The organism is Butyricimonas sp. (assembly GCF_019423355.1).
Taxonomy (GTDB): Bacteria; Bacteroidota; Bacteroidia; order Bacteroidales; family Marinifilaceae; genus Butyricimonas; species Butyricimonas faecihominis.
The window spans coordinates 1-15,232 of the sequence record NZ_JAHZBP010000015.1 but is presented as its reverse complement, the minus strand read 5'-3'; the positions used below and the strand labels follow the sequence as shown (position 1 = coordinate 15,232).

Genomic DNA, 15,232 nt, shown 5'->3' with positions numbered 1-15,232 from the left:
TAGCTTTGGAAAATCACGATACTAATCTATCGTGATTTTCTTTTTAAAATCACCCCTACTACGAACAGTATCTTATCATCGGAATTAAAAGTGACAAGATTCCAAGAGTGGATATTCACGGGAAATTGACCTCAAACCGGGAAGATTTATTCTCCTTGATTAAAAAATTCGAACAAGAAACGGAATAGTCTATCCCGGAATTTCAATCTTCTCGCCTAAATGACGAGGTTGTTTGTTGATAAAAAAATCGACAAATACTTTTACCCGGGCCAACAATTCCCGCATTCGTGTCTTTAGTCCCTCGTAAGCGCTCACGTCTTTAGCATTATACCCGATAGCATGTATCCCGTAGTGACGAGCCAGATAGATCGCCCGTTCATTGTGAAATTGCTGAGAAATAACCGTCACGCTATCCTGTCCGAAAACCTCTTTCGAACGTACCATAGAATCAAGCGTTCGCAATCCGGCAAAATCCAGCACCAATGATTCTTTCGGGATGCCTCTATTCACCAAAGAATCTTTCATGGCCTGAGGTTCATTATAATTATGGCGGCGGTTATCTCCACTAATCAATATATATTTAATTTTACCCGACTCGAACAACTCCGCTGCCGCATCAATACGATTCTTAAAATAAGGATTGGTTTTCCCGCCTTTCACCCGGGGAGAAGTACCCAATAACAAACCAACTTTATTATAAGGAATGAATGCTGTATCTCCAAAGACTTTTCCTTCACCGTATTTGGAAATCCGATAATTACAAAATAATATTCCCAAACAACACACGAATACAGGTAAAATAATACCATAAAAGAACACACGCCTCACCACTCGCCACCATTTAGGAGCTTTCATCCGGGAAGGGCTGTCTGTTGAAATATGATCTCGCCGTTTTTTCAATACCATTTTTACCTTCTTTCCTACAAAGATACGGATTCAAGTGATATTTATTACCTTTACTTGTCACAATAAAAACAACTTTTATGCTAACTATCTCACAACTCTCTCTATTTCTTAAAGATAACCAAGCAGATTTTGAAATCATACAACATAACACCCATCCCATCCTTTCTGCAAAAATCCTTACTTACGTTTAATTTCATTTATGGGGCTGAATTCTAAGTCTCTTGCACATTTTCAAGTCCATTCACTATTTTTGGTTATTCTTCTTATCATTCGGCTTGGCAATGGATTCTCTCATTTGCGTATCAGCCTCAATATTCTTCATTTTGTAGTAATCCATGATACCCAAATTACCGCTACGGAAAGCCTCTGCCATGGCACGAGGAACTTCTGCCTCAGCCTCGATCACTCTCGCCCGCATTTCCTGTGCAAGCGCTTTCATTTCATGCTCGGTAGCGACAGCCATCGCACGGCGTTCCTCCGCTTTCGCTTGGGCGATTTTCAAATCAGCCTCAGCCTGATCGGTCTGTAATTCAGCCCCGATATTCTTACCAATATCAATATCTGCAATATCAATAGACAAAATTTCAAAAGCAGTACCGGAATCCAATCCCTTGTTCAACACCACCTTCGAAATAGAATCCGGATTCTCCAAAACCTCCTTGTGCGAGGCTGCAGAACCGATTGAAGACACTATACCTTCCCCGACACGAGCCAGAATAGTTTCCTCCCCGGCGCCCCCGACTAACTGACGGATATTAGCCCGCACCGTAACCCGGGCTTTAGCTATCAACTGAATACCATCTTTAGCAACGGCAGCCACCGGCGGGGTATTAATCACTTTCGGGTTGACACTCATCTGTACGGCCTCGAACACGTCACGACCGGCCAAGTCCACGGCCGTTGCAATTTGAAACGTCAAGTCGATATTCGCTTTAGATGCGGACACCAAGGCATGTACCACTTGAGCCACGTGTCCCCCCGCCAGATAATGAGCCTCCAGTAAGTCACGATAAAGCTCCAAGCCTGCCTTTTTCCCCTCGATCATGGCACGAACGATAACCGTGGGAGGCACTTTCCGCCAACGCATCAAAACCAATTGCAACAAAGATATTTTCACATCAGACACTAACGCTTGAAACCACAAGCCGATCGGAATAAAGTAGAGGATCATCCAAAGTAAAAAAAGACCTCCGGCGATAACCGCTACCAGAAAAAACAAACTACTCTCCATCTTCTATTCAGTTTTTAATTTAACTACTATCTTATTTTTATACACTTTCAACACGACGACTTCCCGGTTTTCTTCGATATACCCGGAACGGGATTCCGCCTCGACCACACTGTCCCCCACCCGTACTTTTCCCATCGGCGCCAAGCGTCCCTGCGTCATCCCAACATCTCCTTCCCGAATGGATTCATCCACACCTTCCACCGTGCTATCAATCTGCGTGTGTAACTGCATACGTTTCCACGTCTTCGATCGCAAGACGTAATAAGTCACTCCGAAACCACAAAGAGCCGTCCCCAACAAAGTGAAATGCCCGACCGTCGTTCCCATCGTAGAATAAGCGATATAAATAGCGATTCCCACGCAAGCAAAACCTAAAATCCCCGCCACGTTCACTCCCGGGAAAACAAGAAACTCAAGTATTAACAGGACAAAACCTATCAAGATCAGCATGAATAAAACAAGCCACTCCATATACAACATTTTTTGCTTGATAAAGATACATTTTTTTATTTAATAATAGCATCATCGTACTGAAATATTTTCCACACCCCCCCCTCCTTCCCAACCGATCAGACCGTGACACCCGAACGTGACAAAGGAAGGCTACACCCTAAAATACCTGTTTAACTACCAATATAAAGAGCAGGAGAATACTCACCTGAGGCAAACCGACCACGTACGACAAGAACAAAGATGATTCAACTCGTCTTTATCTCATCTTTGTCTCGGTTTTATCTCGTCTGTAAGCTATGAACAGGGTATTATAACGGTTCATTCAGGGCGGGAATACCGGAAAATCACATGGTGCAAAAGCACGAACAAAAGCCCAAGAGAAAAATCAGATTTTAATTACCCCGAAATTATTTCCCCGCCCTCTGGCACGGGTTGCAGTGCTAGCGAGTTTGAACCCGCACATTTTCAACATACGATTTTCAATTCTCAATTATTATCTTTTACTTTGTAGCCAATTTTTCATTACCCATGTAGGCAATGAGTCAAGTACATAAAAGAGAGGACGAATGAAATACACTGAATTGGATGACAATGAAGAATTCTACCGCAAAGTAGAATATTACAACAAGGCAAGAACTGAAAAATTAAGCTATCATTATAAAGAAATTCTAAAATTATTGGGAGAAGATCCCGAAAGAGAAGGATTAGTGAAAACCCCATACCGTGTTGCAAAAGCCATGCAATTCATGACACGAGGCTACACGGAAAACCCGGAAGAAATCCTTCGCTCCGCCCTGTTCAAGGAAGATTATCGCCAGATGGTGATCGTCAAGGATATTGAAATTTATTCTCTATGTGAACACCACATGCTCCCGTTCATCGGACACGCCCACGTGGCCTATATCCCGAACGGATACATCACCGGGCTGAGTAAAATCGCACGGGTAGTTGAGGCCTTTTCCAGAAGGCTCCAAGTGCAGGAAAGACTGACGAATGACATAAAAAATTGTATACAGAATACACTCAATCCCCTCGGCGTTGCCGTGGTCATTGAGGCCCAGCACATGTGCATGATGATGCGGGGTGTGCAAAAACAAAATTCGGTAACGACCACTTCCGATTTCAGCGGGGCATTCGAAAAACTCGCCACACGGGAAGAGTTCATCCGATTAATTAGTAACAAATTTCATTAAGAAATAAACATGACGAGTATGAAAAAAGCATTTGTTTTCCCGGGCCAAGGAGCCCAATTCGTAGGTATGGGCAAGGACTTGTACGAGAACTCACCCGAAGCAAAAGAGTTATTTGAAAAGGCAAATGAAATTCTGGGATTCCGCATCACGGACCTGATGTTCGAGGGAACCGACGAAGATTTAAAGCAGACCAAAGTAACTCAACCGGCGATATTCCTTCACTCGGTGATTCTTGCAAAATCGTTAAACGAGAAACCGGACATGGTAGCGGGTCACTCGCTGGGAGAATTCTCCGCACTTGTCGCCAATGGGACACTTTCTTTCGAAGATGGCTTGCGTCTTGTTCACGCCAGAGCGCTTGCCATGCAAAAAGCATGCGAGGCGAATCCATCCACGATGGCCGCCATCCTCGGGTTACCGGATGAAACTGTCGAAAACATTTTAGCTGAAATAGATGATGTAGTTGTTCCTGCCAATTACAACTGTCCGGGACAAATCGTTATTTCCGGAACGACACAAGGAATTGCCACCGCTTGCGAAAAATTAAAAGCAGCCGGGGCCAAACGGGCTCTCCCGTTAAAAGTAGGGGGTGCCTTCCACTCTCCGCTGATGGAACCTGCCCGGAAAGAACTGGCCGATGCCATCATGAACACCCATTTCTCACAACCTTCATGCCCGGTTTACCAGAACGTGAACGCACAACCGGTGTCTGATCCGGAGGTGATCAAAAAGAACTTGATTGCCCAGTTAACAGCATCTGTACGTTGGACTCAAACCGTACAAAATATGCTGGCTGACGGGGCATCATCTTTCTTAGAAATCGGTCCCGGAAACGTACTTCAAGGATTGATCAAAAAAGTAAGTACTGAAGTTGAAACAGCAGGAATGCAGTAGATTTTGTTTAAAACAAAATCTACTGGTTACAAGTTACAGGTTAGCAAGTTACAAGTTCATGAATCTTACATATCAAGAACCGCCTAACTCATAAACTTGTAACCTGCAGAGCCGAAGGATCAACCTGAAACTTGTAACAATTTTAAAGCCTCCCATGGGAGGCTTTAAAATTTTATTTATATCTTTGAACAAAGATAATTCAAGATAAAACCGGGATATGCCAAACAATAAAACAAAAAAACACCGTACGATTCAATACGTGTTTAAAATCAGTACGATCATCATTATTTGTGGGCTCATTGTCTTGTTACTTCCTAAAATAGAGGGCTTTAAATATTCTTACCAAAAAGGAATGCCTTGGAAATACGAGACATTGATCGCACCCTTAGATTTTCCGCTGCATAAAAGCGCCGAGGAACTTGCCGCTGACATTGAAAAAATCAAAGAAGAGCAAGCCCCCATTTTCAACTTCAAAGAAACAAATATTGAAGCCCAGATCAACAAACTTTCAGAAAAAATAAATACATATCGAACCGCGAACAACGGAAAAGATATGGATAAAATCATTCAACAACTACGGGAAATTTATTCCAAAGGCATCCTACTGATGCCGGAAAAAATGGATCCGGCTAAAATCAAAAATATTCTTATCGTCAAGAACAACATTGCCTTCGACGAAAAGTTTTCCAACGTGTACACGCTAAAGCAAGCCTACGAAACATTGGTTAAATACATCGAGAGCCTGCACCTTTCTAAATCAACAGAGGAAGGAATACTCAGTCTAGGCCTGAACAATTACATCAATCCGAACCTCGAATACGATGCCGGGAAAACGGGCCTTGCCATTGAAACCAGCGTGAAAAGCATCACACCAACCCAAGGAATGGTCAATCGGGGAGATATTATCATATCCAAAAACGACCTAGTAACCCCCGAAAAATATAAAGTTTTGGAATCTTTCCGGATAGAACACGAGCAAACTTTGGGATCAACCATTGACCGAGTCCGGATCTCGGTAGCTCAAACCGTGTTGACCTTGATCGCCATCATGAGTTTCTCCATCTTCCTCTATGTCTCCCGGAAACGGCTATTCTACAACAACAGGGATTTCTTTTTCCTGTATAGTATGTTTTTGCTAACCATTGCCCTTGGAAGTATCAGCTACTTCCAACACATCAATATCCTCACGATCCCCGTTTTATTCTTCCCAATCATCGTGAACATTTTATTCGGGACAAGACCGGCTCTTTATCTATTGATCGGTACAAGCTTGCTGGTTTCCTACTACGCTCCCAACAATTATATGTACTTCTTCATGCAAATATCAGCCGGGATCGTAGCCATGTTCAGCCTCTCACACCTGCAACGCCGTTCTCAACTATTTATTGCACTAGGTCTGATATTCTTAACTTATATATTGGTATACGGGGCTTTCACGCTCATACAAGAGGGGACCCTCGCACCCAAACATCTGTTCGCTGTCGTGTTCCTCATCATAAATACCGGCTTGTTAAGCTTAATTTATCCCGCCCTTTACTTGGTAGAACGCCTCTTCGGGTACACGTCTGAAATCAGTTTACTGGAATACTCTAACCCGAATCACCCGGCCTTACGCAACCTGACGAAAAAGGCCCCGGGAACATTCCAACACTCTCTAATGGTTGCCAACCTAGCAGAAGAAGCGATTTATCACATCGGGGGTAGCCCGCTTTTAGCCCGTACCGGGGCATTATACCATGACATCGGGAAAACATACAACCCGATCATGTTCGTGGAGAATCAAACAGGAGGCTTAAACCCGCACGATTCTCTGGATTTTGACGAAAGCGCCCAGATCATTATCAAACACGTGACACAAGGCTTGGAACTTGCCAATAAATACAAATTACCGGAAGTCCTCAAAGACTTTATCCGCACACATCACGGTAAAAGTAAAGTAAAATACTTCTACTACTCATTCAAAAACAAATACCCGGACAAGGAAATAGATGAATCCCTGTTCACTTATCCCGGTCCGGACCCCGTGAGAAAAGAGTGTGCCGTAGTCATGATGGCCGATGGAGTGGAAGCAGCCTCCCGGGCTCTGGAAATAAAGGATGAAGAAAACCTGACCAAACTGGTGAATAACTTGATTGACGGCCTTCTTCAAGATGGACGGTTCTCTAACGCAGACTTGACATTCAAAGACATTTCCACGGTGAAACGAGTATTTACAGAAATGCTTGTAAACGTGTACCATGCCCGTATAGCGTACCCGAAATTACAAACCAAAGCATAACCCTCAAGACCTAAAATATATGACACAAAAACCAATAACCATCAAAGACATTGCAGAGAAATTAAATATATCCGTGTCTACCGTCTCCCGCGCGCTAAAAGACAATCACGAAATCAGCGCGCAAACACGTAAAACCGTGCAGGAACTGGCGAAACAACTCGGTTACAAACCCAATCCCATCGCCGTAGCCCTGAAAACCCATAAAAGTCATTCGATCGGAGTTATTGTTCCCCAGATCGTTAGTACTTTTTTTGCCACAGTAGTGAAAACGATTGAGGAAGTAGCAGACGGTCACGGCTACAACGTTTTAGTCATATCCTCGAATGAAAGTTTCCAAAAAGAACAAAAAAGCGTGGAAGTACTCATGGCCAACCGGGCGGATGGAATTATCCTTGCCTTATCACACGAGACGAAAGACTATGAACACATTAAAATGATACAGGAATCCGGAACACCTATCGTGCTGTTCGACCGTACCACGAATGAACTCAACGTGTCACGGGTCGTGACGGACGGTGTCACGGCTGCATTCCAAGCCGTTCAACACCTCGTTTCCGAAGGTTGCAAAAAAATAGCTTTATTATGCGGTCCCGAAAACGTTGCCATCGGAGGCAATCGCATGGAAGGCTACGAAAAAGCCATGGAGGCCAACCATCTTCCGGCTAAAACAGAACTAATCTGGCACTGTTCCGATTTCACGGTAGAGGCAGGAAAAGAAGCGACACGCCAGTTACTCTCCCGGAAAGAGAGACCAGATGCCATATTCGGCATCACAGACGATTTGGCCATCGGGGCTATTGAGGCGATCAAGGAAAAAGGACTTAACATCCCGGAAGACATTGCCGTTGTCGGTTTCTCCAACACGAAACGCTCACGCTACATGAACCCGACGGTAAGTTCCATCAACCAGTTCCCGGAAAAAATCGGACGGGCTGCGGCCGAACTTCTGTTTGATCAGATTCTGAACAGCAAGCATGCGCAGATTAAAAAAGAAATCATTAACTGCGAACTGATCGTTAGAGAATCTTCGGACAGACTATGTAAAACACGATAAACGCTAACATAATTGCTAAAATCTTAACAATATAAATTAAAACCTTGTTAATTACTCGGTTAAAGATTATTAAACCTAAAAATCAATGGTTTGAATGACTATTTTTGTAGAAATTAATAACAGCAGCCCATGGACGTAGTTGTGGAAAATCTGACGAAATCTTTCGAAAATCAGAAAGCCGTGGATTCAATTTCTTTTAAAGCAAAAAGAGGTGAAATCCTTGGATTCCTAGGGCCTAACGGTGCGGGTAAAACAACCACTATGAAGATCATGGCAGGGCTACTGACACCGGATTTCGGAAATATAACATTCGGGGACTATTCGATTTGGAAACAAGCAGGTAAAATAAAAAACATCATCGGTTACCTCCCGGAACGTAACCCTTTGTATGACGAAATGAACGTGATTGATTTCCTATTTTTTATTTCAAAACTTCACAACATTCCTAAATACAAAATCACGTCACGTGTTTTAGATATGATTCGTTTATGCGGGTTAGACAACGATAAACACAAACAGATCGGAGAATTATCCAAGGGCTTCCGCCAACGGGTAGGAATTGCCCAAGCATTAATTCACGATCCGGAAGTGGTCATTCTCGATGAACCGACAACAGGACTTGACCCCAACCAGATTTTTGGAATCCGTAAAATCATCAAAGAAATCGGGGAAGAAAAAACAGTTATTTTAAGTTCCCACATTCTTTCTGAAATCGAAACAACTTGCGATCAAGTGATGATCATGAGTAACGGGAAAATCGTGGCCAATGGCACGACATCCGAACTTCGTCGCAAATCGGATGCAGAATATTGCCTGAAAATAGGCATCAAGGGTGGGGAAACAACCGACATTCACGAGGCACTGAACGATCTGCCGGGAGTACTCCATATCGAGATTATTCATAAACAGAATTTCGAACTCCAATGTAAACCCGATGTAGAAATCGAAAAGTCAATCTTTAACCTTTGTCAAAAAAACAACTGGTACATCAGCGAGTTAACTCCCGTACAAACCAGATTGGAAGATATATTTCGTAAAGTTACACAAAATGAATAATTCATGGGTGCAGTTAAAGTTATAATAAACAAAGAATTAAAAGTAGCATTCAATTCATTATTGATATACATCGCATACACGGCCTTCCTTTGTGTAACGGGATTCGCTTGCTGGTTCTCCGGGAAAAACATCTTTTCAAGCGGACAAGCTTCTCTAAGCAACCTGTTCAATGTGTTTTACTGGACGCTCTTTTTCCTCATTCCGGCACTCACGATGAAAAGCATTTCAGAAGAACGCAAAGACGGAACCTTCGAACTCTTATTCTCAAAGCCGATTAAAACATGGCAGTTAATCATGGGGAAATTCTTTGCTATACTATTACAAGTAGTTATATGTCTGGCATTGACACTTCCCTACTATATCACGATTGCCTCACTGGGTAACGTTGATCATGCCGTTGGCTTTTGCGGTTACCTAGGGCTTATTCTGGTCAGCGGATGTTACATCAGTATCGGGATGTTCGCCTCGTCCCTCACCCCGAACACGATCGTGGCCTTCTTCATCACGTTTGCTATTGAGATCGGATTCGTACTTTTGTTTGAATTCATTGCGGAACTCTGGGGGGCCGGATTTATAGCAGCATTATTCACGTACCTCTCCATTGGAGAACATTTTGATGCCATCCCCCGCGGAGTGATCGACACGAAAGACTTGATATACTTTATCAGCTTAATTATTATATTTTTAGCATTAGCAAGACATTATATCTGTAAAAATCGGTTTTAATATTTAGTACGAAAGTGATGAAAAAGAAATTGATATATAATCCGACCTACCTGATTTTATCACTGATAGCGGTAAATATTATTTCCTATTTCCTATTTATCAGGATCGACCTCACGAGTAACAAAAAATATTCTTTAAGCCCTGTCAGCAAAACGATGATCAAAAAAATCGACAAGGATATTTCCGTTACCCTATTCATGTCCGAAGGTCTCACGCCCGACAAAATAAAACTCGGACGAGAATTCCGACACTTGCTGAAAGAGTACAAGACAATCAGTAACAAAGCATTCACCATAAACACGATCATACCGAACAACAGTGACAAGGAAGCTCTGGCTGAACAACTAGGGATAGAACCAATGGCCCAGGAAATCGCCGAGAGAGACATGGTGAAAATTCAAAAAGTATACTTTGGAGCCGTCATCCAGATTGGCAACAAAAAAGAGACAATAAACATTCTCCCGACCACGGCGCTAGAATACGAGGTTACCCGCCGTTTAAAAGAAGCTTGCGACACGACGAAACCGACTATCGGTTTCTTACGTGGCCATAACGAAATGTTGAGACAAAAAACTCAATTAATCGAGCATGAGCTATCCCATAGTGCCAAGATTGAATCCATGCGCATAGACCAGTTTACAGATTTGAATGACTACAAAGTAATCTGTATCGTGGGACCGAAAGAGTCATTCAGCAAGGAAGAACTCGTTCGATTGGGGCAATACTTGGAACAAGGGGGAAGACTCTATATTGCTTTGAATCATGCGGTTGGACAAATCAGTTACAGCCAGAATAACGGTTTCATCAACCGGGTCGGCATAGAAGATATGCTGGAAGAATTCGGGCTAAAAATCAACTATGATTTCGTCGTGGATAACTATTGCGGACGCATACTGGTCACTCAGGATCAAGGATTTCTACAACTCCAAAGCGACCGCCATTTCCCGTATATACCTATCATCCAAAACTTCAGTTCTCACGTGATCACAAAAGGACTGAATGCCATGCTATTGCAATTTGCTAGTAGTATCACGAATGTAAAGACGACATCCGCTTACACGTTCACCCCGTTGGCAAAATCATCTTCCATTTCAGGCGTGCAAAAAGTTCCGGTATTCTTCGACATTTATAAAACTTGGACAAGAAAACACGACTTTAATCAACCCAACAATACCGTTGCCGCATTATTAAGCAACGAAGATAACAACAGTGCTATTGTTGTCATTACGGATGCCGATTTCATGGAAGATAAATTCTTTGACCCGTTCTATATCAGTAATATCAATTTTGCCGTAAACTCCATTGAATGGCTGGCTGACGATTCCGGGCTAATTAAATTAAGAAACAAATATATCGAGAATCAGTCACTAAAAGTAGTAAGCGACTCTTATAGAAGATTCTTAAAATATACCAACTTTTTCCTGCCCATCGTGCTGGTATTACTTATCGGACTATACCAATACAGGGAATATAAAAGAAAACGGTTGAGACGCTCTCAACCGGGTCGTATCGATTAGGTGATTACTCACCTAATCGTTTTATTTTTTGATACAAGGCCTCGCTCACCTCGCATAACGGAGATCTTAACTTCTGGCAGGCAATCACGCCTCTGGCATGTAACGCAGCTTTTATTCCCGCGGGATTTCCCTCTTCAAAGAGAGCTTTAAACATCTCACCCAACTGCAAATGAATCTGCCGAGCCTCCCCGTACTCGCCCTCCAATGCCAAATGTAGCATCGTGGAGAATTCACCCGGCATCACGTTTGCAATCACGGAAATAACGCCACTGGCCCCTATAGATACTAACGGTAAGGCAATACCATCATCTCCCGACAGGAAGATAAAATTCTCCGGCATACCGGAAATGATTGCCGTAGCCTGTTCAAAATTCCCGGAAGCCTCTTTAATGGCGATGATATTCTCAAAATCACGAGCCAACTTCAAGGTTATTGCGGCAGTCATATTCACGGACGTACGCCCCGGAACATTATACAAGATCACGGGAAGAGGTGTATGCTCGGCTATCGCCTTAAAATGATTATACAACCCTTGTTGAGAAGGTTTATTATAATACGGGGTAACACTCAAAATGGCATCTCCCAACCGCAGATAAGGCAGCGTGGCAAGATCATGGATCACTTGAGTCGTATTATTTCCCCCGATTCCCAAAACAATCGGCAAACGTCCGGCATTCTCTTCGGCAATCACTTGCACGACAAAAGCTCTTTCGTCCGCTGTCATCGTTGCCGCCTCGGACGTCGTTCCCAAAGCTACCAGATAATCCACCCCACCATCAATCACGTAATTCACAAGGTTCCTCAGAGAATGTTCATCCACACGTCCCGTTTCGTCAAATGGAGTCACTAAAGCAACCCCTACTCCCGAAAACTTTTTCATTTCAATACGTATTTATCTTAGTTAATAATTTAAACAATCGCTCCATAAAATCATCTATATCCCGCACCCCGTCAAAATCAATATCATGTCCCGTACCGTAACCAATCTTGCAAGACGCCTTGGCCGACTTCACGATATAATCCCCCCACACATCCGGCTTCAACGACAAATCAATCAACAGTCCCTCCTTCCTGTTCACGACTTCCTGCACCCGTGGATCACGAAATTCTCCCCGGTAAGAAATCCCGGAACTATCTAGATAAATAGCATCCTGTATTTGCTCCGTATTCAACTTGGGCTGCCGGAGAAAAGCAAGCAAACAAACGTCCATATGTTTGGCCAGAGCCTCCCGCACCTTATTGACAGAAGACACTGGGACATCATCAGCCACCCAAAACACGACACATTTTTTGGCCGCATCTAAATTATAAAACGACAATACCCGTTCATTTTTTACCTCCATATTCTTCAAATGGCGCTTTTTAAACCCTTCTGCTATACATTTAAACATACAAAACTATTTATCTGACTCTTACTCCTAACTTTATCATATTCATTTGTACATGAACAGTGTAACACAAATGTAGTAATAAAAACTATATGCACTCCACTTTGTTATTTTTCAAACATAAAAAAAGTATTTGAAAAAATTCCGTTAACTCTTGCAGGAAAAAAGAACATTCTCTATCTTTGCCACGGAAATCAAGAAGGACTCGTAGCTTAATGGATAGAGCACTTGGTTACGGCCCAAGAGGTTGTGGGTTCGACTCCCGCCGAGTTCACTGGGAAAATGAAAACCTTGTAAATCGATTGATTTGCAAGGTTTTTTCTTTTTAATAAAACGAAAAAATAAACCTTGAATTTACCTATAAGAAATCGAAAAGTTAATCTTCACGAAAATTTCAATAACCTCGAATCGAACACAATTCAATACGCAATTAAAAATCGAAGAAAAATCATGGGGTCAAAAGAATCAACAAGCCAAGGGATGTACCGCCAAAAGCAATGAAATTAACAACGCCTTGACCACGTGAAAAAGTAAAATATGCAACATTATAACGAGATCGCTCGTGAAAAAGGATTCGCTAGCGTGGTTCTTCAACCTAATCAACACGCTCCACGAGAATGCCTCATTGATAATCACAACGAACAAGGCTCCGACAGAGTGGGCAAAAACACTGGACGATGAAGTGTTCGCCTCCGCAATCCTTAACAGACTTTTGTATCGCTGCGAGGTTATAAAACTCTCTGGACAAAGCTATAGTATGAGAAACAGAAAATCCATTTTCAATAAAAAATAAGTAGTGCCAAAAAAAATATAAATCGTTTATATTCAACAATATAATTAATAGCATTAACCCTTTGTCTCGACTTCGTTTTGTCGATTTAACTTTACCGGAAAATGTCGATTAAAAATTTGCTTATTACAGGGTGTCCGGAGGGGCCAAGTCTCTCGGCTTATTGGGGCATTTTTAGCGTACGGAGTATTGCGTAAAGAAAATGCCCTAATAAGCCATGGCTTCTCTCTCAAAAGCCTATGGAAAAGCGAGCGGTTGAACACAGATAGCGGTCGATTAACGAGCTTCACTCAATACTGTTAGTCGAGTGAATGAAGTTAGTCGGGTTTCAAAACGGCATTAAGTACCTATACCGATTTTGATTTCGGTAAAGAACCTGTTCTTAACTGATGTTTTGAAATCAATTCCGATTACAAAGAAAGGAATTATAGCTGAAAACAGGCGATTTCGGCGTTTTATGCGTTATTCTGCTGTGGTTTGCTTCAGGGAGAAAAACAAACCTCGCTTAAAACGGTTTATTTGAAATCGGTTTTGGCAAGGTTGGCAGTTTTTTTGAGAGGATTTTGAGGGTTGCGAAACGGTTACGCTTGTTGGGTGCTTTTATTGTTTTTTTTCTTGAAATTTTGCTATCTTATCCCATGCTTTTCTTGTTAAAACAACAAGATCCTCTTTTTCCAAGTCAAAAATTGACACATACTTTTTGCTAATTACATAATGTTGTTTCCATTCTACAAAATCCTTATATAAAAGTAACGTACAAATGTCAGTAGAGTTAATTATATCCGAAAGAATGTGAGAATGGTGTGTTGAAGTTATTGGATTTTCAGGGTCATCAGATTTTCCTTTAAACTGAAGAAGTGTATTGTGTAGTTTTTCTTTTTTTGTCAACTTATGCTTTTTGTTGTAAATTAATAAGTAATCATTCCCAATATTTACTACATTGGGAACTTGTGAGCCTGTCAAAATAAAAACTTGTTTTTTACCATTTCTAATCAATGGGATAAAATTTAGAGACGTGTTTTCGTAAAAGGTGAAAAATCCCTCTTTGTTTTCATAGACTTGCTGAACAGCTTCCTGTCTAATTGCGATCAAATCCATTTCTTGTTGTGTCGCAATTTGATTTATAGTGTCAATTTTTATTGGATTTGTTTGAGGCATACTTTCAAACTCAAATCGAACTAAAATCTGAGACGGATTTCCTTTTTCAAAAAAGATATTGACAATTTGATTTTTTTCATTCATGTAGGATAGGTAGCCACCCGCAATATCTTTTTTATGTGCAAACTTCTCTAAGAATATGTCCGTTCCATACCAAGAAGCTTTCTCTAAACGATATAAAAGTTTACCTTCTTCTAAAACTTTATTTGCATTTTGTCCAAACGAGAGACTTGTTACCGTAAAAACAGTCAAAAGAATCACAAAAACTTTTTTCATTTTTCTATTAATTATCAATTTATTAATGAGTTATTTCCAAAATTAAGTTGAGCAATCCGCAAATTGCACCTAACTCCTAAATATGCGCAATAAATACAACAAAGTTATCAGAAACACGCAATGCGCATTTTGGATATTATTCTGATTTTTACGCTTTTCTATCTACAAAATTACACAAACTTCTTCATACTGCCCTCCGAAGTCGTAAATCCTTAAATGAAAATAGTCATGAATAATACAAATTACCGTCCAAATACAAAAAGAGCGAGTCTTTTGAACTCGCTCTCTCTTCTAAATTCGGCATCGACCTAC

At 41.7% G+C, this 15,232-nt stretch carries 14 protein-coding genes and 1 tRNA gene; 9 read left to right on the top strand and 6 right to left on the bottom strand.

The genetic code is table 11. The annotated features are described in order from the left end of the window. Positions 1-189 precede the first annotated feature (189 nt). From QVC79_RS16755 to QVC79_RS16745, 3 genes are all read right to left on the bottom strand, one after another. Positions 190-828, bottom strand: a complete 639-nt coding sequence (locus QVC79_RS16755; protein ID WP_373289790.1) for a SanA/YdcF family protein — start codon at positions 826-828, stop codon at positions 190-192. Between the two features lie 322 nt (positions 829-1,150). Next, positions 1,151-2,137, bottom strand: a complete 987-nt coding sequence (gene floA, locus QVC79_RS16750) for a flotillin-like protein FloA (RefSeq protein ID WP_027201591.1) — start codon at positions 2,135-2,137, stop codon at positions 1,151-1,153. Between the two features lie 3 nt (positions 2,138-2,140). Beyond that, the gene (locus tag QVC79_RS16745; protein WP_455786254.1) at positions 2,141-2,629 is read right to left on the bottom strand and encodes an NfeD family protein; all 489 of its coding nucleotides are present in this window, start codon (positions 2,627-2,629) and stop codon (positions 2,141-2,143) included. A gap of 527 nt (positions 2,630-3,156) precedes the next feature. On the opposite strand from QVC79_RS16745, the gene folE reads away from it, so the two are divergent. The 7 genes from folE (at position 3,157) to QVC79_RS16710 (ending at position 11,308) form a co-directional block, all read left to right on the top strand. Further along, positions 3,157-3,783: a GTP cyclohydrolase I FolE gene (gene folE, locus QVC79_RS16740; RefSeq protein WP_087421569.1), complete on the top strand. Its 627-nt coding sequence runs from the start codon at positions 3,157-3,159 to the stop codon at positions 3,781-3,783. 18 nt (positions 3,784-3,801) lie between these two features. Then, a complete protein-coding gene (gene fabD / locus QVC79_RS16735; RefSeq protein WP_087421885.1) occupies positions 3,802-4,677 on the top strand; it encodes an ACP S-malonyltransferase in 876 nt (291 codons plus the stop codon). A gap of 217 nt (positions 4,678-4,894) precedes the next feature. Further along, on the top strand, positions 4,895-6,955 hold the full coding sequence (locus tag QVC79_RS16730) for an HD family phosphohydrolase (RefSeq protein ID WP_124315966.1): 2,061 nt from the start codon (positions 4,895-4,897) through the stop codon (positions 6,953-6,955). 19 nt (positions 6,956-6,974) lie between these two features. Further along, complete coding sequence (locus QVC79_RS16725) at positions 6,975-8,009, top strand: LacI family DNA-binding transcriptional regulator (RefSeq protein WP_118305592.1); 1,035 nt, start codon at positions 6,975-6,977, stop codon at positions 8,007-8,009. 129 nt (positions 8,010-8,138) lie between these two features. Next, complete coding sequence (locus QVC79_RS16720; protein ID WP_124315967.1) at positions 8,139-9,065, top strand: ATP-binding cassette domain-containing protein; 927 nt, start codon at positions 8,139-8,141, stop codon at positions 9,063-9,065. A gap of 3 nt (positions 9,066-9,068) precedes the next feature. Then, a complete protein-coding gene (locus QVC79_RS16715) occupies positions 9,069-9,791 on the top strand; it encodes an ABC transporter permease (RefSeq protein ID WP_124315968.1) in 723 nt (240 codons plus the stop codon). Positions 9,792-9,808: 17 nt separating this feature from the next. After that, positions 9,809-11,308, top strand: a complete 1,500-nt coding sequence (locus tag QVC79_RS16710; protein WP_124315969.1) for a GldG family protein — start codon at positions 9,809-9,811, stop codon at positions 11,306-11,308. A 4-nt stretch (positions 11,309-11,312) separates the two neighbouring features. Here QVC79_RS16710 and dapA read toward each other — a convergent pair whose 3' ends face one another. Beyond that, positions 11,313-12,188 (bottom strand): 4-hydroxy-tetrahydrodipicolinate synthase, encoded by an 876-nt coding sequence (gene dapA, locus QVC79_RS16705; protein ID WP_270595651.1) that lies wholly within the window; start codon positions 12,186-12,188, stop codon positions 11,313-11,315. A gap of 1 nt (position 12,189) precedes the next feature. Next, positions 12,190-12,699: a DUF6913 domain-containing protein gene (locus QVC79_RS16700; protein ID WP_270595650.1), complete on the bottom strand. Its 510-nt coding sequence runs from the start codon at positions 12,697-12,699 to the stop codon at positions 12,190-12,192. Between the two features lie 198 nt (positions 12,700-12,897). On the opposite strand from QVC79_RS16700, the gene QVC79_RS16695 reads away from it, so the two are divergent. Continuing rightward, positions 12,898-12,970 (top strand) — tRNA-Arg (locus QVC79_RS16695). A 288-nt stretch (positions 12,971-13,258) separates the two neighbouring features. Next, positions 13,259-13,489, top strand: a complete 231-nt coding sequence (locus QVC79_RS16690; RefSeq protein ID WP_270595649.1) for an ATP-binding protein — start codon at positions 13,259-13,261, stop codon at positions 13,487-13,489. A 597-nt stretch (positions 13,490-14,086) separates the two neighbouring features. On the opposite strand, the gene QVC79_RS16685 is transcribed toward QVC79_RS16690, so the two are convergent. Beyond that, positions 14,087-14,920 (bottom strand): hypothetical protein, encoded by an 834-nt coding sequence (locus QVC79_RS16685; protein WP_151412194.1) that lies wholly within the window; start codon positions 14,918-14,920, stop codon positions 14,087-14,089. Between the last annotated feature and the right edge of the window lie 312 nt (positions 14,921-15,232).

What these genes read in the sequence shown, in the direction of transcription:
- dapA (WP_270595651.1), bottom strand. Translation starts at nt 12,188, where the DNA reads ATGAAAAAGTTTTCGGGAGTAGGGGTTGCTTTAGTGACTCCATTTGAC.
- QVC79_RS16720 (WP_124315967.1), top strand. Translation starts at nt 8,139, where the DNA reads ATGGACGTAGTTGTGGAAAATCTGACGAAATCTTTCGAAAATCAGAAA.
- QVC79_RS16725 (WP_118305592.1), top strand. Translation starts at nt 6,975, where the DNA reads ATGACACAAAAACCAATAACCATCAAAGACATTGCAGAGAAATTAAAT.
- QVC79_RS16730 (WP_124315966.1), top strand. Translation starts at nt 4,895, where the DNA reads ATGCCAAACAATAAAACAAAAAAACACCGTACGATTCAATACGTGTTT.
- fabD (WP_087421885.1), top strand. Translation starts at nt 3,802, where the DNA reads ATGAAAAAAGCATTTGTTTTCCCGGGCCAAGGAGCCCAATTCGTAGGT.
- QVC79_RS16710 (WP_124315969.1), top strand. Translation starts at nt 9,809, where the DNA reads ATGAAAAAGAAATTGATATATAATCCGACCTACCTGATTTTATCACTG.
- QVC79_RS16685 (WP_151412194.1), bottom strand. Translation starts at nt 14,920, where the DNA reads ATGAAAAAAGTTTTTGTGATTCTTTTGACTGTTTTTACGGTAACAAGT.
- QVC79_RS16715 (WP_124315968.1), top strand. Translation starts at nt 9,069, where the DNA reads ATGGGTGCAGTTAAAGTTATAATAAACAAAGAATTAAAAGTAGCATTC.
- QVC79_RS16700 (WP_270595650.1), bottom strand. Translation starts at nt 12,699, where the DNA reads ATGTTTAAATGTATAGCAGAAGGGTTTAAAAAGCGCCATTTGAAGAAT.
- folE (WP_087421569.1), top strand. Translation starts at nt 3,157, where the DNA reads ATGAAATACACTGAATTGGATGACAATGAAGAATTCTACCGCAAAGTA.
- floA (WP_027201591.1), bottom strand. Translation starts at nt 2,137, where the DNA reads ATGGAGAGTAGTTTGTTTTTTCTGGTAGCGGTTATCGCCGGAGGTCTT.